Source organism: Vibrio sp. D54 (assembly GCF_021728075.1).
Lineage (GTDB): Bacteria > Pseudomonadota > Gammaproteobacteria > Enterobacterales > Vibrionaceae > Vibrio > Vibrio alginolyticus.
In genome coordinates this window covers 1-22,421 of the sequence record NZ_JAKKCS010000001.1, presented here as the reverse complement: position 1 = coordinate 22,421, position 22,421 = coordinate 1, and the positions used below count along the sequence as shown (strand labels likewise).

Here is a 22,421-nt window from a genome sequence, read left to right as displayed (position 1 = left end):
GGCGATAACGATACGAGAAAACTCCACCTTTGCGTGGAGTTTTTTGTTGTTACCTGTTTGCGTGTGTGGGCATAAGTTCATTTATTAAGAGCGAGTTAACAGACATGCTTTGCTATCAATTTTGCCAGTGTTTGCATCGCGTGACTCCAATCGGTTTCATGACCAAAGTTTGCCACGCTGAGGCGTACGCAATGCCGATATTGCCCTTGAGTGCCAAATACGGTGCCGGGAAGTAGGCTGATTCTGTACTTATTGCATGCTTGATACAACGCATAGCTGTCCGTGTCTTCGGGCAGTCGCAACCAAAGCAAGAACGAACCTTGCACGGCGTTGATCTGGTATCGATTTTTTAGAGGTTCGTATTCATCCAAGTATTGATGAAGCATCTGGATAAATCGTCGCATGTTGTTTTGATAAACCCGACCCATTCGTGCAGTATGCGTTCGATACTTGCCTGACGTTAGAAACGTTGCCACGGCGGATTGCATCAGGTTCAAACTGCCCATGTTCTCACACAGTAGATATTGTTCAATTTGGTCTCGATATCGCCCCGCCAACATCCAACCAATTCTCAAACGCGAATCGAGCGTTTTGGATAACGAATTCACGTAAATTACGCGTTGCTTGTCATCGAGCAATCTCAAGCTTGGCAACGGCTTATCATAACTTAACCCGCCAAACACATCGTCTTCGATAATAGGAATATTGCCGGACGCCAATAGTAATTGTTGACGCTTTTCTAGCGGCATCATGGCACCAGTTGGATTGGTGAAGTTTGGCGTTACGATGATCGCTTTTATGTCCCATGTCGCCATTGCTTTTGCTAAGGCTTCGGGGCACATACCGTCGCGTGGGCAACTCGGAATTTCCACCACTTTGAGGCCGAGTGATTCTAGCATCAATAAGTTGCCAAAATAGCAAGGGGACTCCACCGCGACGATATCGCCTTTTTGTGTCGTTGCGCGCAGCGCTAGGCTAATGGCTTGTTGCGCGCCGTGCGTCACCATGATCTCATCCAACTTGGCTGGCGTGCCCAAATCTTGTGTGATTTTCGCTAGTTGTTTGATTAAGAGGTGATCACCGGGTGGTAATTGGTAATGGCTCGGTACATGCGTTTGCTGGCGGCTGTGGCGGCCGATCTCGGCGTACAAGCTTTTGATCGCGGGGGAGTCAATGTTTGGGTGGGCAGAACCGGTAGGCAAACGCTCTTGGTATTCAGGATAAGTAAGGATTTCTTTGCAGATCGAGAGCAAATCCACGCGAGTCGGATCCGGAATTGAGCGAGAGGTCGGCAAGGCGATTTTCACTCGATAACCCGATTTGGGAACCGAGTAAACCAAGTTTTGTGCTTCCAGCTCTTGATACGCACGAATCACGGTATTTTTACTGACGTTTAATTCTTGGCTCAACGAGCGAATGGAGGGCAGTCGATCATCCGCCTGATAAACGCCACCATTGATGGCTTGTTTGAGGTGTTTTTCCACCACGAGGTACTTATTCCCTTCACCGCTTCCCAATAAATCTGTACCCATAAAAACACTTCCATCTGTCACTTTTTGAAAACACTGTACCTAATTACATTAGCAGTATCTCAAAACATAAAACAAGCGTGAGTGAGGCGATCATGTTAATCCGAGCCATCCCTTTTGTATTTGTCATCCTTTGGGCTTCTGGATTCGTTGGTGCGCGTTTTGGTTTGCAATATGCCGAGCCAGCGACACTACTTTCTATCCGTATGGCATTCAATGTCTTATTGTTTTTGGTTCTTGTGGCGGTATTGCGTAGAAGGTTGCCGACAGGAAAAGATTTTTGGCACAGCTGTGTAGTTGGTGCGTTGATCCACGGTTTCTATCTGGGCGGTACTTATTTCGCTATCGCCTTGGGTATGCCTGCTGGGTTGAGTTCGTTGCTGGTGGGTATTCAACCGATTTTAACCGCGGCTTTGTTGGTGGCGTTTGTTCGTGAGGAATTTAAACCCTCGCAATGGTTGGGTTTGGCTCTTGGTTTTGTCGGTATCGCTATGGTGTTGATGGGCAAAATGGAGTGGCAATCCGAGCAGCATAAAGTGTTGGCCATTGGTTTGTGTTTATTGGCTTTGGTTGGTATCACGCTAGGGACGCTTTATCAGAAAAAACATTGCCAACAAGTGGATATGGTGGGTGGTGCGACGGTGCAATATTTGGCCGCTCTCGTCATGTTTCTGCCCGTTGCGATGCAGTTTGAAACCATGCAAGTGCAGTGGGAACTGGAGTTTATTTTGACTGTGTTGTGGTTGGTCGTCGTGCTCTCTTGTGTAGCTATTCTACTGCTGCTGTACATGGTTAAGAACGGTGCTGCATCGAGCGTAGCTTCTGTATTCTACCTGGTGCCGCCAACGACGGCGATTCAGGCTTGGCTCGCGTTTGGAGAGTCATTTGATTGGATGGGGATTTCTGGTTTCGTACTGGCAGCTACGGCGGTGTATTTGGTGGTTAAAAAGCCGGATCTGACGATAAAGAAATCGATTCAAACAGAATATACCTAAATTGGGTAGGGACATTTGCGTATCAGTGGGTACAATCTGCTTCATCTTAATCCGTGGAGCAGAATGATGAAGGTAAAGCCAGATCGAATGACCGCCATGCGTAGCATCATCGAGCAAGTAAAAGCGGAACTACCAATTTATGAACCAGAAACGTTTGTATGTGGACCAGAAGGGCAGTGCATTGGCTGTCCGAAGAAATTGTTGGAAATGGTCGATTCAGAAGTCACTTATTGGGAGTCAGCCATGGAGCGCGGCATTGTTCCGCAGTTCGATGAGATTCGTCGTTTTGGCAAAATGTGCACGAATGTTCGTCGTGGTCTGGTGCGAAATAATGTGCCTTTACTCAGTAACTAGAGAGTAAAAATCGTCTAATATCTGACACATAGCGTCGTTTTGTTACACTGCTCTTTGGGTGCTGTTCTCAAGTTTGCGTGGTGTTTGTCTCTTCTTACCCCTTAAGCCTTTAATCGTAAGAAATTGGCGATATATTGGCTCGGTCTCACATGGATGTGGGGCTATTGTCTTGGGCTAGTTGAGATAAGAAACGTGAAATCAAAGGGATTTACGCTGATGGAAATCACCATAGTGCTTACCACTTTGGCTTTCATCGCATTAGCTGCTTTACCAGTACTACTCGATATTCATCGCCAAGCATACGCTGCGATGCTGCACAGTTCTCAGTCTTCTTTGGGTACGGCTCTCAAGTTCTTCCATGCTCAATCAGTGATTGATAACGCTTACGGCCAAGAGCACGTTCACTACATTGACCAACAAGTCAAAACACGCAAAGGCATGCCAGAAGCGAGTGCCGATAGTATTCGAGCTTTGTTAGAAATCGATCTACCAGCTAGAGGTTACTCGAAAATTGACGTGCCGTGCAAAGGCAGTGATTTTTGTATCATCGGTCAGCAGCACCCGAACAGCGCTCATTTTGTCGCGATTCCTGATTATCAGTTCTTAGATAAATCGGGCGTTGATCGCGTGGTGTACATTTGGCCGCAGGGTTACACATTGGCAGAAGAAGCGTGCTATTTCTACTACGTGAATCAAGCCTCTAACGATTCAATTGTTCGAGGGCATGTGACGCAAGGGTGTTAACCCCGAATAAGTGTTGCGAACAACGGTTATCGTGACTCTACAAATCGGGGTTTTTCGAACGGCTTTGCGCTTTATACAATACCATTTTTTGACTCATCAAGACTTTACCATTTGGCAAGGTCACTTCCCCAAGTTCCCCCTGATGTTCAAATCCAAACCGTTCATACAAAGCAATCGCTGGTGTGTTGGTTGTGTATACGTAGAGTGCGATTTGGTCGTAACCAAATTCCCAACCACGTGCGATCGCGACTGCCAACAGTTTCCGCCCCAATCCTTTGCCTCGGTAGTTTTTGTCGATGTGAATACCAAGAATACCGACGCGAAGGCGTTGCCCTCTTTCGTAACCGCACATCTCAGCTGGGTAGATTTCAACACTACCGATAAGTTTTTGGCGGTCAAACGCGACAAACTGAGGGATGGACTCGTTTTCCACACGTTGCAGGATTCTGCGAAGCGTTGCGTTATCGGGTGCAGGAGAAATCAAAAATTCCCCTTCGGAGTACACTCGATTCCAAAGCGCGGTGAAGCGCGCGATATCGCTCACCTTGATGGATCTGATTTGCATTCATCTTCCTTGATTAGTGCAGGTTAGTAACGGTTAGGGGATAAGCTCAGATAAACAACGAATTTGGTTAGGAATGGCTTCGGCTGGTGCATCAGCGCCCGTTGGGTTAAACCAAATTGTGTTTACGCCCGCTTTCATCGCAGGGTAAATATCTTTGTGAGGTAAATCGCCAACCATGGTTATTCCACTCACGTTAACCCCTAACTGTTTTGCGATGGCGAGGTAAAACTCAGGTTGGTTTTTAGCGATGCCGAGGTTGGCAAAACAAAAATAGCCATTTAAGTATTGGTCTAAGTCGACGCGAACAAATGCACGCTGAACCTCTTCCATGTTGGAATCAGATGCACTGGTCGCAATGTAGATGGGATGATTTTGGGAAAGTATTGCCAGTGTTTCTCTGGCTTGAGGAACTGCTTCTACGTGTTCCCAATCGCACATTTTTCCTTGTGCGTGAGGGAAATCTACCATCAAGGTGTTCCCCCAATCGAAAAGATAAATCATGTTCGAATCTCCTTATCCGCACATCATATCGTCTTTTTCTAAAATCAGGGGGGTAAATTGCATCGATAAATGCGATTTAGGTGGGTTTAGTCGTGAAAAGCGCTTAATTGTCGTTATCGTTACAAATGTTTCAGCATAATGCGTGAGTTAGTTTTAAAACCTTGATTATCGTAAAAGCGCTGTGCTGGCTGATTGAATTCCATCACTTCCAATCGAACTTGTGTGGCATTGGCATCGCGCGCCCATTGCTCACAGGCTTGGAGCAGTTGGCGGCCGATTCCTTGCTGCTTTTGCGCTTCATCGACAACAATTGTTCCCACGCGACAAATTGGGTCTTTGATCAGAAAACTGATGGTGTCGTTTTGGGTGATCATCGCGGTTAAGAAGCCGAGAATTTGCTCTTCGCGTTCGGCAATCAAAAAGAGTCGCTCTTTGTTCTCTAGTGCTTGTGCAAGAAATTCACGGTCAGCTTCTGAAGGCGCAACAAAGGCTTCTGGCGCATTCGCAAAATGCAGTGAATTAATTTGAAAATTAAGCTGAAAAATTCCGTCTAAATCATCGGGAATCGCTTGTCGGATATGGACTTGCATTCTATCTGCCCCCTGCAATATCGATAAATGATCCTGTGACATAAGAGGCTTCGTCACTTAATAGCCAAGCGATCGCATTTGCCACTTCTTCTACCGTGCCACCGCGTTTAAGAGGAATTTGAGGGCTGAGTCTATCTACTCGGTTTGGTTCTCCGCCGTCGGCATGCATATCAGTGTAAATGAAACCAGGTCGAACGCCATTGACGCGAATATTGCGCTCTGCCAACTCTAGCGAGAGCCCTTTAGTTAAGGTATCCATCGCGCCTTTTGATGTGGCGTAATCGACATACTCAAATGGCGCTCCTGAGCGCGACGCTCCAGAGGAGACATTCACAATTGCACCGCCTGCACTGAATCGCCTCGCCGCTTCTCGACAGCAGAGAAAACAGCTATTCACATTGGTGTTCATTACTTTCTGAAAGCGTTCCAAGCTGATTTCTGACAAAGGCGATTGAGTAAATAGGATGCCAACGTTGTTGACCAAGTGCGTCACTGCACCAAATTCACGTTCTGTTTCATCAAACAAGGAGAGCACTTGCTTCTCATCGGCTACGTCTGCGGCGATGGCAATCGCTTTGCCACCGTTTGCTTGTATTTCTGCCACAACTTGGTCGGCGGCCTCTTGCTGAGTGCGGTAATTAACGCAAACGCGATAGCCTTGCTCGGCCAGCTTTTTCGCCGCTGCGGCTCCAATGCCTCGGCTTGCGCCGGTAATGATGACTACTTTATTCAAAATACGTCCTTATTTTTGTAGTGAGTAGATTTTATCGGCGTAGGGTTTGCCACCAATTTGGTATGCGTCTGGAATGACCTCAATGAGTTCGAAACCACATTTTATCAGGACACGCTCTGACGCAATATTGCCTTCAGTGACCGTCGCGGAAAAGTGGTTGATGTTATGTGTCGAGGTTGCCCAGTATAGAAGCGCTTGAAGAGTTTCTGTTCCAAACTGTTGGCCATGAAATTCCGGCAAAAGTAAGTAACCTACCTCTGCCTTACCGTTTTCAATAGCAAAGCCAGTGATGCCGATGGGTTGCTCAGATTGCCTATCGAGTATTACAAGGCAAAGCCAATGCTGACAATTTGGGGTCCATGGTAATAATCGCGAAGCAAATTTTTCTCTTATTTCTGTTTCGCTGGGACGATCGAAACAGAGTGCAATAACCTCTTGTTCGGAGAGTAATCGTTGAAAGAGTTCCCAGTCACTGGCTTTGATGGGTCTTAATTGGCTTCTGTGCGTCTCGATATAAACTGACATGCGTGTCCTTACTGCATCAATGTGGAGATTTAGTCTCTCATCCTCTTATCTGTTTAATCAAATAGTTGCATTCAGAAAAGTGATTTATGTGGTGAATGGTTGGCTGGGTAATGGATTATTGCCATATATTCATCTTTGAGATGCAAATAACAAAATTTCATACTTGAGGCATACAGAGCAACACGGAAATGATGTGGATCAAGAGAGGGCTACCTATAAAGTAGTAATTCGCGACCTATAATTACATTTTATTTGGAAGTGTTGCTAATTATGTCAATAAAAAAACGATATGTTGCACTGCTGGTTGCTGCCGGCATTGGTGTGGGCTGGTTAACTTTGGGGGGGAGTGCGGCAGTAATGCATTACACCTCAGATACTGAATTTTGTCTCTCGTGCCACTCTATGGAAACCCCTTACAAAGAGTACCAAGGCTCAGTGCACTTCAGTAATGCGAAAGGCATTCGCGCGGAATGTTCTGACTGTCATATTCCTCAAGAACCAATGGATTACCTGATCACCAAAATTCGCGCGTCGAAAGACATCTACCATGAATTTGTGACAGGTAAGATCGACACGCCAGAGAAATATGAAGCACATCGTAAAGATATGGCTGAAACGGTATGGGCTCAGTTCCGTGAAAATGATTCAGCGACGTGTCGTTCGTGTCATGATTTCGATGCAATGGAAGAGTTTGAGCAATCACGTGATTCGGCGAAGATGCACGCTTACGCGAAAGCAAACGATCAAACGTGTATCGATTGTCATAAAGGTGTGGCGCACTTTGCACCAGAAGCAGAGCTAGACAGCAAGGCATTTGAAACGTTGATGAGCTTCACCACAAAAACATCACCTGGTGCCAAAGTCGTTTACCCTGTGACTGAAATCGCAATGGGTGAGATGGGTAAAATTAACCCAACGACGAAGTTGGAAGTAATCAGCTCTGAAGGCGACAACCGCACTGTTAAGTTGAACGCATTCCAAATGAAAGGCGCAGAGCAAGTGCTTTACATGGGAGAAGGTCAACGTGCCATCGTAGCAACGCTAACAGAGCAAGGCCAACAAGCGCTTGAAACTGGTGAATTTGAGGCAGATGTTTACGGCAACGAATGGCGCGCGGTTTCTCTAACAGGTGCTATTGATTCTCCAGTTGTAGACACGCTTGAACCCGTATGGTCATACGCAGAAGAATTGGACAACGTTTACTGTGCAACTTGTCACGCGAAAATTCCTTCAAATCACTTCACAGTGAATGCATGGGGACCGGTAGCGAAAAGTATGGGTGATCGAACTGATATTTCAGCCGAGAACCTAGAAATTCTAACCAAGTTCTTCCAGCACCACGCGAAAGATGTGGTTGGTCACTAACGATAAATAGAAGGATAAGATTATGACTAATATGACCCGTCGCGGATTTCTAAAAGGCACTGGTATGGCGGCTGGTGCAATGGCATTCACTTCATTTGCACCTATGTCTGTTGCTTCTTCTAATGCTCGCGGCAAAGGCATTCTAACGGCGGGCCGCATGGGCCCAATGCTGTGTGAAGTGCAAGACGGTAAGTTGGTTTCGACTACTAATGCTCTTCCACAAACTGTACCAAATAGTCTACAAACTACTGGGCCTGACCAAGTGCATACCAAGGCGCGTGTGAAGTACCCAATGGTACGTAAAGGCTACTTGGCAAACCCATCGTCGCCAGAAGGTGTGCGCGGTAGTGATGAGTTTGTGCGTGTGTCTTGGGATGAGGCTTACAAGCTGATCCACGAACAGCACATGCGAATTCGCAAAGAATATGGCCCGGCTTCTGTGTTTGCAGGCTCTTACGGCTGGCGTTCAAGTGGCGTGCTGCACAAAGCACAAACCTTGCTGCAACGTTACATGAGCATGGCGGGTGGCTATTCAGGCCACTTGGGTGACTACTCAACGGGTGCTGCGCAGATCATCATGCCGCACGTTGTGGGCTCTATCGAAGTGTACGAGCAACAAACCACGTACCCAGTGGTATTAGAGCACAGCGATGTGGTTGTGCTTTGGGGCTTAAACCCAATCAACACTCTAAAAATCGCGTGGAGCTCAACAGACTGTGCTGGTCTTGAATTCTTCCATCAATTGAAAAAATCAGGCAAGACGGTTATTGCGATTGACCCAATTCGTTCTGAAACCATCGAGTTCTTTGGCGAGAATGCGGAGTGGATTGCTCCTCACCCAATGACCGACGTGGCAATGATGATGGGTATCGCACACACCTTGGTGAAACAAGGTAAGCACGATAAAGCCTTCCTCGATAAATACACCGCAGGTTACGACAAGTTTGAAGCGTACCTGATGGGCGAAGAAGACGGCGTAGAAAAATCAGCAGAATGGGCATCACAAATCTGTGGCGTACCTGCGAAGCAACTTGAGCTACTGGCTGACATCTTCAGTAAAAACCGCACCATGCTGATGGCGGGTTGGGGCATGCAGCGCCAACAATACGGTGAGCAGCGTCACTGGATGCTGGTTACACTGGCAACGATGTTGGGTCAGATCGGTTTACCGGGCGGTGGTTTTGGTTTCTCTTACCACTACTCAAACGGTGGTAACCCTGCTCGTGATGCTGGAGTACTTCCTGCGATTTCGGCATCGCTGGGTGGCGGCTCTTCTGCGGGGAACGACTGGGCGGTGTCTGGCGCGGTGCAAAGCTTCCCTGTGGCACGTATTGTTGAGGCGTTGGAAAACCCAGGTCAATCCTACCATCACAACGGTCATGAACTGACGTTCCCGGACATTAAGATGATTTGGTGGGCTGGCGGTGCGAACTTTACTCACCACCAAGACACCAACCGCTTGATTAAAGCGTGGCAAAAGCCTGAGCTGATCGTGATTTCAGAGCCTTACTGGACGGCGGCTGCGAAGCACGCGGACATTGTTCTGCCAATCACCACATCGTTCGAGCGTAACGACTTAACGATGACGGGTGACTACAGTAACCAACACTTGGTGCCAATGAAGCAAGTGGTTGAGCCGCAAGGTGAAGCGCGTAATGACTTCGATGTATTCGCGGACATGGCAGAGATGCTAGCTCCGGGTGGCCGTGACGTATACACCGAAGGCAAAACCGAAATGGAATGGCTGTACGGCTTCTACAAGGCGGCGCAACAAGGTGGCCGTGGCTCTCGCGTAGCAATGCCGAACTTCAGCAAGTTCTGGGAAGATAACCAACTGATCGAGATGAAGTGGAACGAGAAGAACGCACAGTTTGTTCGTTACGCAGATTTCCGTGAAGACCCGATCATGAACCCGCTAGGTACGCCAAGTGGTAAGATTGAAATCTTCTCGAAAACCATTGAAGGTTATCAGTTGGAAGACTGTCCTCCACACCCAACGTGGATGGCACCAACCGAGTACACTGGCAATGCAAAAGACGGCGAGTTGCAGCTAATGACCGCGCACGCAGCGCATCGTCTACACAGCCAGTTTAACTACGCGAAGATTCGCGAAGAGTACGCAATTGCAAACCGTGAACCTATTTGGATTCACCCTGAAGATGCGAAAGCGCGTGGTATTAAAACGGGCGATTTAGTTCGTGCGTTTAACAACCGTGGCCAAGTATTGGTTGGTGCAGAAGTGACTGACCGAATCAAGCAAGGTTCAGTGTGTATTCATGAAGGCGGCTGGCCGGATCTGGATCCGAAAACCGGCATTTGTAAGAACGGCGGTTGTAACGTGTTAACGTTGGATATTCCGACCTCTCGACTTGCAAACGGCTGTGCGGCGAACTCGGCACTGGTTCGTATTGAAAAATACACTGGCCCAGAATTAGAACTAACAGCGTTTGAACCACCAAAAAATGGCTAGAAAAAAGTAGCGTTTTAAAGCAAGAAGCCAGCGAATCGCTGGCTTCTTTTTTATCTAGTAATCGTTCACATTAGCGCGAAGCGAGAGAAACAAATGGCATCTGTTTCTTAATCTGAAATGTCGGGAGTAAAGTAAATACAATCGCGACAAACAAGACTGAGCCTATTAAATCTTCAGGGCGATGCATCCCCAGCCATAAGCGGCTATATGCGACGCTCATTCCCCACATCCATAATGACAGTGCAGAGATATAGCACTTGTTCTGTAAGAACAACCCGCCAAAGAAAGCCAAACAAATCGAAACGAAAATCGTATGGCCGGATGGGAAAGAATAGTCTTTCTCGCCTTGCCAATGGCGCGTTCGCCAATCACTGACGTGTTCAGAAATCTGGTTAATTACGTTGGCTTGCTGCTTTGTATCCAACTGATAAAACGCTTCTGGGTGCTCAATCAATTGCTCTGCAGCAAGCAGTTCGGCGTAGGGACGCGGGCTTTCTGTCATCAGTTTTAGCCCCGTTTTGCTGGCAAAACCAATCACAAGTAACAACCCTAACATTGAGAGTCTTTGTATCCACTCAATGCGACTTGGTTTAAAGCGAAATAAAGAAAGCAGTAGCAGTGTTAACGTAATTAAAAAGCCTTTGCTACCAGCAGAATCTGTGAGCAAAGTAAAAGTAATACCCAGACTTTCAGGCACCTGTGAAGTGAGATTGTGATAAGAGCCAAACAGCGACATTGGGATGATGCCAAGAACAAACAAGGCGAGCATCATCAATCCATATTTTTTGGTTTTCATTGAGAGCGTTTTGTTTTTATTGAGGGTTATTCAACCACGTGAAAATAAGGGGCTTATCTTACGTTATCTGGCGTGAAAAACTTATCAACGCTCTGTCAATTCGAGCGTGAAAGTGACATTGCAGCTCTTCGTTGTGAAAGGAGAGGTTGTTGAAAGTACTGAAAGGCAAACGCGCTCATCCATAAGCGCTTTGGTCAGGCGTGAGCAAGGTTAGCTCATCAACCCTAATAAATATTCCGATGCGGCTTTTGGATCTTCTGCGTGGCAAATCGCTGAAACCAAAGCTAAGCCGTGAACACCAGTGGCGCTAAGCTGTGGAATGTTACTTTCGTTAATGCCGCCAATGGCAACAATCGGCAGTGAAGTCGTCTCTAACGCCATCTTCAAACCATCAATACCCCAATGTTTTTTTGTGTTGGTTTTGGTCGGCGTCGCGAAGATTGCGCTCAAGCCGATGTAATCAATCGGAAGAGAGTTCGCTTGTGCAAGCTGTTCTTCATTTTCGATGGATAAGCCGAGGATTTTGTTTGGTCCAATCAACTCACGAGCGATAGTTGCGGGCATGTCTGATTGCCCGAGGTGAACCCCATCGGCATCAACTGCCAGTGCAACATCAACGCGGTCATTGATGATCAAAGGCACATTGGTATCTTTAAGGATGTCTTTCACGGCTTGAGCACGTTCGATAAACGCACGCACATCGCCGTGTTTTTCGCGGACTTGTACCATGGTCACGCCACCTTCCACGGCTTTTCTCACAACACGCTTTAGTGTGGCTAAATCTTGTTGGTCATCGGTGACCAAATATAAACGATAGGCGTTCATTTTGTTTCCTTTGGGCCTCTCATCTACAGGGAATGAGAGGCCGGTATTTGTTAGAGAAAGCTTAACTCACTTGGAGTTTTAGGCGTTTTGCCAGTGTTTCTTCATCCAGTTGGTAAAGCTCATCCAACAGGTTCATTTGCAGACTGCCTGGCCCTCGCGCTTGCTCAGCCGCAATTTCACCCACAACGCCCAGTACCGCCGCGGCAGCAAGTCCGGAGTGATCACCAACAGCAGCGAAAGCACCCGTCAGTGCCGTTAGTGTGCAGCCCATTCCGGTTACGTATGGCATCATCTCGTGACCGTTGTTTAGCTGCACAGTTTGCTCTTTCGTGATGATGTAATCAGTCTCGCCAGAAATCACCACACTTGCACCATACTCTGAAACTAAGAAGTTCGCTGCGCCAAGTGCTGCGTCGCTGCTGTCTAACGCATCGACGCCTTTGCTTTGTGCTTGTTCGCCAGCGAGACCGATGATTTCTGAGGCGTTACCACGAATGATCAACTTGTCGGCAAGGCGTGCGATCTCACGTGATGTCTCGGTACGTAGTGAGCTTGCTCCGCAACCGACAGGGTCGAGTACAACGATTTTACCGTTGGCATTGGCTTGCTCTACGGCATAGCTCATACGTGGTGTCCAAACGCTGTCTAGGGTACCGATGTTGATAACCAATGCGCCAGCGAACGACATTATCTCTGTCATCTCTTGTTTGGAGTGCGCCATGATTGGAGAAGCGCCGATAGCCAATAGCGCGTTTGCCGTGTTGTTCATCACCACGTAGTTAGTGATGTTGACGACTAATGGCTTTTGCTGGCGTACTGCGGTTAATGCTTGGGTGATTTGTTCAATTAACATGAGACTCTCCGATTAATCTTGCTGAGCGTTTAGACCTTGTTGCCAGAATGCCACTTCCATACGCGTTGCAGTTTTGAATACCTGAATCAGGTTTTGACCACGCTGACTATTGATATCGATTTCCGCCAATAACTGATTAAAGTGTTCTGCACCTTTTGCGACACCAGATTGGAATTCCTCACCACCGTAGAGGTTGATCCAACTTGCGTATGGGTTACCTTCGAGCACAGTGCTTTCGTCTTCAATCAGCATCTTACCGATTACGGCATAACCGATAGAGCATGGTGCTAGTGCCGCGTATAGATCAACAAGATCGCCCGTCATGCCAGCATCTAATACGTAACGGGTGTAAGCCACAGTGCCGAAATCTTCTGGCTCGTTTTCTAAGTCGGATTCTGTCAGTCCCCATTGCTCACAGTAAGTCACGTGGTGGGCGATTTCAGAATCGAGCAATGCGTGTACGCTTGGTAGGGCACGGCGCATGTCATCCAAAGTACGTGCTTTGTAGATCGCTAATGCGTAAGCTCGTGCGTACTGCTTTAGGAAAAGAAAATCCTGCTTTAGGTAATGCAGAAAACAAGGCTGAGCCAGAGTGCCTTGCGCCAATTGCTGCACGAAAGCATGCTCAGTGTATTCTTGCCAATCTTGGCGGCAAGCGTCGATCAAATCTTGGTATTTCATTATGAGTATCTCGTTATCAAAAGACCCTAGGCTTAGATCCTAAGGTCAGTAGAATTAGTCAAAGCTCGGTACGTAATCTTTCGCTTTTGGCAGTGTTTCGATGATGTTTTGTGAATACATGAACTGCGCATAATCATCGTAGCGTTTCAGATCTACTGCGGATGGACGAAGAGCGAAACGAGTTAGCGTGTCGTTCCAAGCGCGTTGGTTAAGCTCGTTGTTGAGCGTGTCTGGTGAATAAGCCACGAACTCTTTCCACGACTCTTTTGGATGGTTAACGATGTAAGTGGTCGCTTGCTCTAGTGCTTTGTTGAATGCCTTGATGGCTTCTTTGTCGTAGTTTTTTGCATTGGCTACGAAGACTAACTCGTCATACGCTGGCACGCCGTGTTCTTCAGGGAAGAAGGCCTTAGCTTTATAACCTTCTAGTGCCAGTTGGTTGGTTTCGAAGTTACGTAGACCGCCCCAAATCGCATCCACCTTGCCAGACGCAAGAGACGAAGACAGCGCCCAACCTACGTTGATGATTTGTACGTCAGAAAACTTCACGTTCTCTTGAGCTAGCATGGTGCCGATTGTTGCTTCTTCGTTGCCTGCGATCGCAATACCGATCTTCTTGCCTTTTAAGTCGCCAAGGTTTTCATTCTTACCGTTGTCTAACACCATCAACGTGTTGAGTGGCGTAGCAATCAAAGTCGCAGAGCGGATTAATGGCAAACCAGCCGCGACATCGATAGTTAGGCTTGGCTGGTAAGAAATCGCCATGTCGACTTTACCTGCCGCGACCAACTTAGGTGGTGTGCTTGGATCTGCAGGCTCTTGAATATTGACCTTCAAACCTTGTTCTTTGAAGTAACCACGCTCTTTGGCAATCACGATAGGACCATGGTTTGGGTTGACGAACCAATCCAGCATCAGCGTCATCTCTTTTTCAGCAGCGAGTACGTTGGTTGATACCACTGAAGCGAGTAGAGCAGCAGCGCTCATAAGTTTGTTTTTATTCACGGGGTTCTTCCTTTTCTTTCCCAATTTTCTTTGGTTATTTTCTGTAATTATTTGCTTTCCCAAGGGATGGCTTTTTTCAATAACTTATCGGTGATGAAGTAGAGTGAGATAGACAGTACGGCGAGGATAAACAGCGCCGCAAACATCTCGTCAATGATCATGCGAGCATTAGCTTGGAGCATCAGATAACCCAAGCCTTCACTTGAACCTACCCACTCACCGACCACTGCTCCAATCGGCGCAATAACGACGGCAACACGAATGCCTGAGGCTAAAGTTGGTAGGGCGGCTGGCAATTGAATATGACGAAGTAACTGCCATTTAGACGCGCCCATGGTCTTGGCAAGGTCGAGGTAACCTGTTGGCGTATTGCGCAAGCCGTCATAGCAACATGTCGTGACAGGGAAAAAGATGATGATCGCCGCCATGACTACTTTTGATGCAATGCCGTAACCCAGCCAAAGCATGAGCACTGGCGCGATGGCGAACACAGGGATCGCTTGGCTAGCAATCAGAATAGGCAATAACCAACGCTTCAGCGGCTCGAACATCAGCATTTGCAATGCGAACAGCAAACCCATCGATAATCCAAGCGCCAAGCCAAATAAGATCTCTTGCGCGGTAACCCAAGTATGTTTGAGCAGGACATCGTAACGAGTGACCAATCTATCCAGCACTTCAATTGGTGAAGGTAAGATGAAGTTTGGCATGTCGAATATCACCACGACCAACTGCCACAATCCCAAGATCACCGCTGTGCTGATAACTAAGCGCAGAGCCGGATGGGTCACGCGTTCTTTTTTACTAATACGTGCCGAAACGGAGTTGTACTGAGTCATATCACTCATAGTCTTTCTCCAATTGATCCAAAATCGCTTGTTGAAGCGCGGCGCACTCTCCATCGAGAACTCGTGGCGGCTTGGAGTCTGGAACGACCAAGTGCTGAGCTTGCGCAGGTGTGCCTTGCAACACATAGAGTTGGTGCGCTAATCGCACCGCTTCTTGTGGATCGTGGGTAATCAGAACAACCGTCTTATTTTTCAATAATTCGGCAGACAAGGTTTGCAACTTATGGCGAGTAACCGCGTCCAGCGCAGAGAAGGGCTCATCCATCAGAACCAGAGGCTTGTCTTGCATCAGAGTACGAGCAAGGGCAACACGTTGTCTCATGCCGCCAGAGAGCTGAGCTGGCTTAGCATCCGCGTAATCGGCGAGTCCCACTTGGCTTAGTAAAGTCAGTGCACGTTGTCTATTTTGCTCTGGTGCTTGCTCTTGAGAAAATCGAGAACTGAGGCAGACGTTGTCTAACACATTCAACCACGGTAGCAATAAATCCTGTTGAGCCATGTAAGCGATACGGTCATGCAGTGCAGCGCCATCGGTTGTGATGAGTTCGCCATGCCAGTCAACTTGGTCATCCAGTAGGCCAGCTAAGTAACGCAATATTGTGGTTTTCCCGCAGCCACTTCGTCCGAGTAATACCGTCCATTTACCGACGGGAATGGTCATGTTCATTCCTGCTAAAGTCGGTGTTTGGCTATCTTTGTATCGCAGGCTAGCATCGGAAAGCTGAATGCCAATCGCGTTAGCGAACATAAGTATGACCCGCAAAAAAGTGGTTCACAGGGCCATGGCCTTTACCTACATCCAATTCATCAGCGTGTGCGATAGCTTGGCTGATGTACTGCTTACCCAGGTGCACCGCTTTGTGTAGGTTGTTGCCTTGGCCAAGATAAGACGCAATGGCGGAAGAAAGTGTACAGCCTGTGCCATGGGTGTTTTTGGTTGGAAATCGCTTGGCGCTAATTAACTCGGCACTGTCTTGCATGATAAGCAGATCGTTGCTGTTTTCATTTTCTTCAAGGTGACCGCCTTTGAGCAGAATAGCTTTGGCGCCAAGCGCACGAAGGTCGGTAATCATATCGTTCATTTCAGATTCTGATTGAGGCATTGGCTTACCCGTCAATGCTGCGCCTTCGGGTAGGTTAGGGGTAATGATGTCTGCGAGCGGAATCAATTCTTCTTTTAAAGTACTGATTGCCGACTGTTCCAGTAATAGATCGCCGCTGGTGGCCACCATTACAGGGTCAATCACGAGGTGTTTTGGCTGGTATTGTTTAATTTTGTCTGCAACGACTTTGATGATGTTGGAATCTGCCAGCATGCCCACTTTGACTGCAACGATGTTGAGGTCGGTAAATACTGCATCAAGTTGGCTCTCTACATGGTCGAGAGGAATGGGGAAAATCGCAGAAACGCCTTGGGTATTTTGCGAAGTAATCGCCGTGATTACCGAGCAAGCAAAACTGCCGGTTGCGGACATCGCTTTGATGTCGGCTTGAATACCTGCACCGCCACCACTGTCTGAGCCCGCGATGGTCAATACGATAGGGGTAGGCAAGGCTGGCGTGTGATGTGAATGAGGTTGTGATTGCTGCGTCATGGTCGCTCCTACTACAAGACGTATAGGAACTGACTTTGACCGTTGCAGATAGATCGATTTTTCGATCGCTATCGCTTACCTAAGAGGGGCGACGAAAGGCAAAGTGTGCATAGTTCCCTACGTCAGTGCTAACTGAATCAGGTTCAACGGGTCTCGAATTTCGATCTCAGCCAACACTTGTCGTGTGGCCCCCCGACTATTTCGTTCGGATGATAGCAGGACCATTGCGGAAGGGATACGTTTTTTGAGCGTAATTATAATGAGTACTCAATTATGCGAGGTGAGTGATAAAGTAAGCACCTAAATGGTTTGCTGGGTGGAATTTACTAGTGCAACGCTCTGGTGAATGAGCAGAACCTGGAATATTTAATAAATAATCGTGGTCTCGTTAAGCAAGGATTAGCACAAAACAAGGTTGAAAAACTGTTAAAATTTAACGTGTTGCCAATTTAACTTTGTTGAACTTTTTCACAGTTAATTAGGATGGCTAAGACGATCATCGAGCAAGGAGACTTCATGCTTAATTCTGTAACAGCGAAGTCAGTGATCGATCATGCGCTCTTTTTGGGGGCTGATTTCGCTGAACTATTCGTTGAACATCACCAAACCAACACTGTCCAGATCGCATCTGGTGAAGTGGATAAGGTTAACTCAGGTATCGATTTTGGTATCGGTATTCGTCTTTTTTTCGGTCATAAGGTGCTTTACGGTTACACCAACAGCACAGATGAAGCCGAACTAAAGCGCGTAACCTCGCTGCTTGCTGCAAAAGACAAGCGTGAGCAAATCGCGTCAGCGGGTTCTTTGAATTTGAACCGCTACCCAATTCAACATGGTTGTCGTATGCCACTTGGCAAAGACGCTAACCTAGATTCTAAAATTGCTTTCCTGTTGCAAGTTGACCAAGCCGCACGCGCAGAGAGTGAACATATCAGCCAGTTCATTGGCAGTGTGCTTCAGCGTGAACAGCAAGTGTCTATCTTCAACTCAGAAGGTCTACACGTTGACGATACCCGTCACTACATACGAGTTGCTGGTAATACTGTCGCGCAAAAAGGTAATGAGCAGTCTTCTGGTATGGAAGGTCCTGGCGCTCTTGCTGGTTGGGAATTCAGTGAACAGCTTGATGCCAAAGAGCTAGGTCAAACTATCGCGCAGCAAGCGTTAGTAAAACTTGGCGCGGATGCTTGTCCATCGGGTGAAATGCCGGTGGTGATTGGTAACGGCTTTGGCGGCGTTATCTTCCATGAAGCATGTGGTCACTTGCTAGAAACCACTTCCGTTGCGAAGAAAGCATCAGTCTTCCACGACAAGATGGGCGAAATGGTTGCTCACACCGCAGTGAATGCAGTCGATGATGGCACCATGACCAACGAATGGGGCTCGATTCACATTGATGATGAAGGTATGAAGACTCAGCGCACTCAACTGATCAAAGACGGTAAGCTAACCAGCTTCATGGTCGATAAAATGGGTGGCATGAAGACAGGTTATGAGCCTACGGGTTCTGGTCGTCGTCAAAACTACAAGTTCGCACCAACCTCGCGCATGCGTAACACCTTTATCGAAGAGGGCGAGCATTCACTTAATGACATGCTTGCAGGCATTGAACGTGGTATCTATGCGAAGAAGATGGGCGGCGGCTCGGTTCAACCGGGTACGGGTGAGTTTAACTTTGCTGTTCGTGAAGCTTATCTCATTGAAAATGGCAAAATCACCAAGCCTCTGAAAACAGCAACGCTGATCAGCACGGGTCCAAAAGTGTTAAAAGAAATCAGCATGGTCGGCAAAGACATGGCGCTTGCGCCGGGCATGTGTGGTTCCGTAAGTGGTTCAGTGCCAACAACAGTCGGTCAGCCAACGCTGAAAGTCGATAACATTCTGGTAGGAGGCGGTAACTAATGAGCCAAGAACAACAACTTCTTAACGCGGTTGATTACGTCCTGTCAGAAGCCAAACGGCAAGGTGCGGAAGCGGATGTGATTGTGAACCGTAACAGCAGCTTTTCGCTGAAAGCAAACCAAGGCAAGCTGGATGAGTACAAAGTCAGCTCAAGCCAAGTGCTGGGTGTTCGTGTTGTGAAAGATGCGCGCGTTGCGACAAGCTACTCTGAGTCGTTAGAGCAACCAAGCTTGGATTTAATGCTAACTAATGCACTGCAAAGTGCTCGCTTTTCCAAGCAAGATGAACATCAGACTATTAGTTGCGTTAACAGCCAAATCACGACTGATGTTGCTGAGATAGCGCAAGAAGATACCACTTCTGTTGACGAAAAAATCGAACTGTCTCTCGCACTTGAGCAAGGCGTAGTGGCTCTGCCTCACGCTTCTAGCGCACCTTACAATGGTTACAGCGATGGCGAAACACAACTGATCATTGCCAATACTCAAGGCACATTGTGTCAACACTTCGAGCGCTCGTTCACTTGTTACGCGTATACCTTGTTTGAAAAAAATGGCAAACAGTCAATGGCGGGCAGAATGTCACTTGGTCGCCGTTTTGATGAGTTGAATCCAGCTTACTGTATAGAAGGTGGCTACAACCTTGCTCGTGATCTTCTGGAAGGTGCTCCGGTTGCGACAGGTAACTACCCTGCTATTTTCCACATCAATGCGCTAGCAAGTTTATTCGGTGCTTTCGGCAGTGCTTTCTCTGGCGTAAGCGCGATGAAAGGCATTACGCCACTGGGTGACAAGCTTGGTCAACGTGTTGCGAGTGATTTAATTACCTTTACTGATACGGCTTACATGCCAAATGGTATGGCAATCGCGAGTTTTGATAGTGAAGGCTTCGCTACTCAAGATAATGTCATGATTGCTAATGGTGAGTTGAAAACCTTGCTACACAACAGCCAGACCGCAAGTTACTTGGGCGCAGTCTCGACAGCAAGTGCCGCTCGCGGTGCAAAATCGAGCCTAGACGTATCAGCGAATCACAAAGTGATTGCGACAGGCAACAGCAGTGCATCAGAAGTAAAAGCGGGAGAGTACCTAGAGTTAGTCGAGCTTCAAGGTGTCCATTCTGGTGCGGATGCAGTGAGTGGTGATTTCTCATTTGGGGCGAGTGGCTTCTTGTGCCGTGATGGTGAGCGCATTCAACCAGTACGTGGTATTACAGTAGCGGGTAACTTCTACAAGATGCTGCAAGAAGTTGAGGCAGTGGGTGATACTCAGTTAATTAACGATAGCCGCACTTTCTTCTCGCCAGACGTTCGCTTTGCACGCTTGAGCATTGGTGGTAAGTAAACGTAGCATTCCTATAGAAACAAAAAGAGGACTCAATGGAGTCCTCTTTCTTTTATAGAGTGATTAACTCGCGAGAATTAAAATTCGCGAATGTCCAACTCATTGTGGATCAATACCACACACTGAGAAGCGAAAAGCATCTTAGGACCTAAGCTGATTTTCTCTGTGCCAAGGCGCTTCAAGCTGTTAAAAGACTTCTTCGGCATCGGTATATGGTCAGTTAGCAAGAAACATGGATTTTCACCAATTTCTGCATCACGAACAAATTCGCCTTTCTTATCCAGCATATATAGTTGGTGATCTTCTGCCAGCTCTTGTACTAGGCGTTCAAAGCTCACTGTACGAACGGTAATACCAGGTTCGACTTCACGAAGTTGCTCTTTGCCCATACCAACCGAAGCATCCAAAGCGCGAGCCACTGCTGCAATCAAGGTTGACTCATGGAAGCCGCCAATGTTGGTGATGTCGTTAGAGCGAATAGTAATGGTGCGTGAGAAATCTTTTGTGCTTTCTAAAACCAAGTGAACAACCACATCTTCACGGTGTGATTGAGCAACGAACATCGTGTTCATCATGGTATGAGCAAGAATCTCTGTATGCGCTTCATTACCAACACCTTCTAACAGTGCTTTGCTGGTGGTTGGCGCCGCGCGAGCTCGTAAAACAAAAGAGCGCATGAATTTAGCCTCTATATAGGAAGAGTGAATGCGCGGAAGTATATACCCAAGCAGGGAAGGGATGCGAGTTTAATAGCAAATGTGAACTTACTTACAAAGCTTCGATTGTGGAGCTGGGTGTGCTGGTTAGAATAGGAGGCAACCCTGTTAGGAGTGGTATATGGAAATCAAACAGATAAATAAAGACATTTATAAAAAGAAAGTAAACCTTGTGATTGGCGGTTTTGTTGCGTTGCTCGCCATCTCCTCTCTTGCCTTTAGTACCTTGTTGATTGTTTTGTTCGGCAACACTGAAGTCGTACCAGAACAATCAACGGGCAATTTCCATTGGAATTTGATTGGTGTCGTTCTCGCAGTTGCAACTTCCCTCTCTTTATTGAATCAAATTAAAACTCGACCATACATGGAAGAAGTGCTGTACGTTTGGAAACTCAAGCAGCTGCACAACAAGATCTTTCGTAAACTAAGAAGCATTAAAGCAGCCGCGAACAATGGCGATGTAAAAGCGCTGACGATCCTTAAGTTCTACTATACGACTCAAAGTCAGGTGTTTGAGCTAGACAACAACACACTGACGATGAGCAGTGTAAATAAAGAATTGGAGGCTATCGAGCAAATCGAAGCGGCGCAATCAATGAGTCTCGATATCACAGGCTTTGAAGAGTCTTGGCTAGACACATATTGATTGCCTATTTGCTACTTGAAGTTAACAACTGAGTGCTAAAATTAAGCGTTTGAGTGAGATTTAATCATTCGACGCTTTTTTTTGATTTTTTTTCTGAAAAGGGGTTGCCAAGAAAAATCATCTCCCTATAATGCGCCTCCGTTGTCAGGGCAAAGCGGAAACGCAAAAGCGGTTGGCAAGAAGGCGAAAGAAAACTTCTAAAAATTAATTTAAAAAAGTGTTTGACACTGAAAATTAATTCCTTAGAATACGCCTCCGCTTCGATGGCAAAGCTTACGAAGCAAGCTCTTTAACAATATAGACCTATCAATCTGTGTGGGCACTCGTTGATGATAATCCAATTCGATACCTCGGTATCAAATTAGGTTTCAATGAAACGAAGTGACCATTGAATCTTCGGATTCAGCACAGTCAATTCAAACATTACTTTATGTAATGTTCAGTATTCATTGAGCCGAACAAAATCTTAAATTGAAGAGTTTGATCATGGCTCAGATTGAACGCTGGCGGCAGGCCTAACACATGCAAGTCGAGCGGAAACGAGTTATCTGAACCTTCGGGGAACGATAACGGCGTCGAGCGGCGGACGGGTGAGTAATGCCTAGGAAATTGCCCTGATGTGGGGGATAACCATTGGAAACGATGGCTAATACCGCATGATGCCTACGGGCCAAAGAGGGGGACCTTCGGGCCTCTCGCGTCAGGATATGCCTAGGTGGGATTAGCTAGTTGGTGAGGTAAGGGCTCACCAAGGCGACGATCCCTAGCTGGTCTGAGAGGATGATCAGCCACACTGGAACTGAGACACGGTCCAGACTCCTACGGGAGGCAGCAGTGGGG

General features: G+C 47.2%; 23 protein-coding genes, 1 rRNA gene and 1 riboswitch. Of the genes, 9 read left to right on the top strand and 15 right to left on the bottom strand.

Going from position 1 to position 22,421, the window contains the following annotated elements; genetic code table 11:
• Positions 1-95 precede the first annotated feature (95 nt).
• The gene (locus L3V37_RS00120; RefSeq protein WP_237305599.1) at positions 96-1,532 is read right to left on the bottom strand and encodes a PLP-dependent aminotransferase family protein; all 1,437 of its coding nucleotides are present in this window, start codon (positions 1,530-1,532) and stop codon (positions 96-98) included.
• A 92-nt stretch (positions 1,533-1,624) separates the two neighbouring features.
• On the opposite strand from L3V37_RS00120, the gene L3V37_RS00115 reads away from it, so the two are divergent.
• The 3 genes from L3V37_RS00115 (at position 1,625) to L3V37_RS00105 (ending at position 3,622) form a co-directional block, all read left to right on the top strand.
• Positions 1,625-2,524: a DMT family transporter gene (locus L3V37_RS00115; RefSeq protein WP_017634359.1), complete on the top strand. Its 900-nt coding sequence runs from the start codon at positions 1,625-1,627 to the stop codon at positions 2,522-2,524.
• 66 nt (positions 2,525-2,590) lie between these two features.
• A complete protein-coding gene (locus tag L3V37_RS00110; RefSeq protein WP_005374318.1) occupies positions 2,591-2,878 on the top strand; it encodes a hypothetical protein in 288 nt (95 codons plus the stop codon).
• Positions 2,879-3,031: 153 nt separating this feature from the next.
• Positions 3,032-3,622 carry a type II secretion system protein gene (locus L3V37_RS00105; protein WP_262591170.1) on the top strand — a complete coding sequence of 197 codons (591 nt, stop codon included), beginning with the start codon at positions 3,032-3,034 and terminating at the stop codon, positions 3,620-3,622.
• A gap of 37 nt (positions 3,623-3,659) precedes the next feature.
• Here L3V37_RS00105 and L3V37_RS00100 read toward each other — a convergent pair whose 3' ends face one another.
• The 5 genes from L3V37_RS00100 to L3V37_RS00080 form a co-directional block, all read right to left on the bottom strand.
• Positions 3,660-4,187 carry a GNAT family N-acetyltransferase gene (locus L3V37_RS00100; RefSeq protein WP_025768768.1) on the bottom strand — a complete coding sequence of 176 codons (528 nt, stop codon included), beginning with the start codon at positions 4,185-4,187 and terminating at the stop codon, positions 3,660-3,662.
• 33 nt (positions 4,188-4,220) lie between these two features.
• Positions 4,221-4,688 carry an HAD family hydrolase gene (locus L3V37_RS00095; protein ID WP_005374312.1) on the bottom strand — a complete coding sequence of 156 codons (468 nt, stop codon included), beginning with the start codon at positions 4,686-4,688 and terminating at the stop codon, positions 4,221-4,223.
• A gap of 119 nt (positions 4,689-4,807) precedes the next feature.
• A complete protein-coding gene (locus L3V37_RS00090) occupies positions 4,808-5,278 on the bottom strand; it encodes a GNAT family N-acetyltransferase (RefSeq protein WP_237305598.1) in 471 nt (156 codons plus the stop codon).
• 1 nt (position 5,279) lies between these two features.
• Positions 5,280-6,011 carry a glucose 1-dehydrogenase gene (locus L3V37_RS00085; protein ID WP_017821007.1) on the bottom strand — a complete coding sequence of 244 codons (732 nt, stop codon included), beginning with the start codon at positions 6,009-6,011 and terminating at the stop codon, positions 5,280-5,282.
• Positions 6,012-6,020: 9 nt separating this feature from the next.
• Entirely contained in the window at positions 6,021-6,536 is a 516-nt protein-coding gene (locus L3V37_RS00080; RefSeq protein WP_130545278.1) for a GNAT family N-acetyltransferase, read from the bottom strand.
• 270 nt (positions 6,537-6,806) lie between these two features.
• Here L3V37_RS00080 and L3V37_RS00075 point away from each other — a divergent pair, with 270 nt between their 5' ends.
• Complete coding sequence (locus L3V37_RS00075) at positions 6,807-7,901, top strand: NapC/NirT family cytochrome c (protein WP_237305597.1); 1,095 nt, start codon at positions 6,807-6,809, stop codon at positions 7,899-7,901.
• 22 nt (positions 7,902-7,923) lie between these two features.
• Positions 7,924-10,371: a trimethylamine-N-oxide reductase 2 gene (locus L3V37_RS00070; RefSeq protein WP_237305596.1), complete on the top strand. Its 2,448-nt coding sequence runs from the start codon at positions 7,924-7,926 to the stop codon at positions 10,369-10,371.
• Between the two features lie 70 nt (positions 10,372-10,441).
• On the opposite strand, the gene L3V37_RS00065 is transcribed toward L3V37_RS00070, so the two are convergent.
• From L3V37_RS00065 to thiD, 8 genes are all read right to left on the bottom strand, one after another.
• A complete protein-coding gene (locus L3V37_RS00065; RefSeq protein WP_206949219.1) occupies positions 10,442-11,167 on the bottom strand; it encodes a phosphatase PAP2 family protein in 726 nt (241 codons plus the stop codon).
• Positions 11,168-11,377: 210 nt separating this feature from the next.
• On the bottom strand, positions 11,378-11,992 hold the full coding sequence (gene thiE, locus L3V37_RS00060) for a thiamine phosphate synthase (protein ID WP_237305595.1): 615 nt from the start codon (positions 11,990-11,992) through the stop codon (positions 11,378-11,380).
• 61 nt (positions 11,993-12,053) lie between these two features.
• The gene (gene thiM / locus L3V37_RS00055) at positions 12,054-12,845 is read right to left on the bottom strand and encodes a hydroxyethylthiazole kinase (protein WP_158159445.1); all 792 of its coding nucleotides are present in this window, start codon (positions 12,843-12,845) and stop codon (positions 12,054-12,056) included.
• 12 nt (positions 12,846-12,857) lie between these two features.
• Positions 12,858-13,526, bottom strand: a complete 669-nt coding sequence (gene tenA / locus L3V37_RS00050) for a thiaminase II (protein ID WP_053304011.1) — start codon at positions 13,524-13,526, stop codon at positions 12,858-12,860.
• 54 nt (positions 13,527-13,580) lie between these two features.
• A complete protein-coding gene (locus L3V37_RS00045; protein WP_005374293.1) occupies positions 13,581-14,531 on the bottom strand; it encodes an ABC transporter substrate-binding protein in 951 nt (316 codons plus the stop codon).
• A 47-nt stretch (positions 14,532-14,578) separates the two neighbouring features.
• Positions 14,579-15,379, bottom strand: a complete 801-nt coding sequence (locus L3V37_RS00040; RefSeq protein ID WP_213886347.1) for an ABC transporter permease — start codon at positions 15,377-15,379, stop codon at positions 14,579-14,581.
• Positions 15,372-16,127 carry an ABC transporter ATP-binding protein gene (locus L3V37_RS00035; RefSeq protein WP_213969193.1) on the bottom strand — a complete coding sequence of 252 codons (756 nt, stop codon included), beginning with the start codon at positions 16,125-16,127 and terminating at the stop codon, positions 15,372-15,374. Before L3V37_RS00035 ends, L3V37_RS00040 begins: the two co-directional genes overlap by 8 nt.
• The gene (gene thiD / locus L3V37_RS00030) at positions 16,117-16,974 is read right to left on the bottom strand and encodes a bifunctional hydroxymethylpyrimidine kinase/phosphomethylpyrimidine kinase (protein WP_005383329.1); all 858 of its coding nucleotides are present in this window, start codon (positions 16,972-16,974) and stop codon (positions 16,117-16,119) included. The genes L3V37_RS00035 and thiD overlap by 11 nt, the downstream gene beginning before the upstream one ends.
• A gap of 97 nt (positions 16,975-17,071) precedes the next feature.
• Positions 17,072-17,179, bottom strand: a riboswitch (TPP riboswitch).
• Positions 17,180-17,490: 311 nt separating this feature from the next.
• Here thiD and L3V37_RS00025 point away from each other — a divergent pair.
• Positions 17,491-18,876, top strand: a complete 1,386-nt coding sequence (locus L3V37_RS00025; RefSeq protein WP_104976329.1) for a TldD/PmbA family protein — start codon at positions 17,491-17,493, stop codon at positions 18,874-18,876.
• A complete protein-coding gene (locus L3V37_RS00020; RefSeq protein ID WP_237305594.1) occupies positions 18,876-20,219 on the top strand; it encodes a TldD/PmbA family protein in 1,344 nt (447 codons plus the stop codon). Before L3V37_RS00025 ends, L3V37_RS00020 begins: the two co-directional genes overlap by 1 nt.
• Before the next feature lie 77 nt (positions 20,220-20,296).
• Here the strand turns inward: L3V37_RS00020 and trmY are convergent, their stop codons facing one another.
• Positions 20,297-20,896 carry a tRNA (pseudouridine(54)-N(1))-methyltransferase TrmY gene (gene trmY / locus L3V37_RS00015; RefSeq protein WP_017634347.1) on the bottom strand — a complete coding sequence of 200 codons (600 nt, stop codon included), beginning with the start codon at positions 20,894-20,896 and terminating at the stop codon, positions 20,297-20,299.
• A 160-nt stretch (positions 20,897-21,056) separates the two neighbouring features.
• Between trmY and L3V37_RS00010 the strand changes: the two genes are divergently transcribed.
• Both L3V37_RS00010 and L3V37_RS00005 read left to right on the top strand, forming a co-directional pair.
• Positions 21,057-21,581 (top strand): DUF3087 domain-containing protein, encoded by a 525-nt coding sequence (locus tag L3V37_RS00010; RefSeq protein WP_237305593.1) that lies wholly within the window; start codon positions 21,057-21,059, stop codon positions 21,579-21,581.
• A gap of 468 nt (positions 21,582-22,049) precedes the next feature.
• Positions 22,050-22,421, top strand: a 16S ribosomal RNA gene (locus tag L3V37_RS00005); the annotation flags it as partial.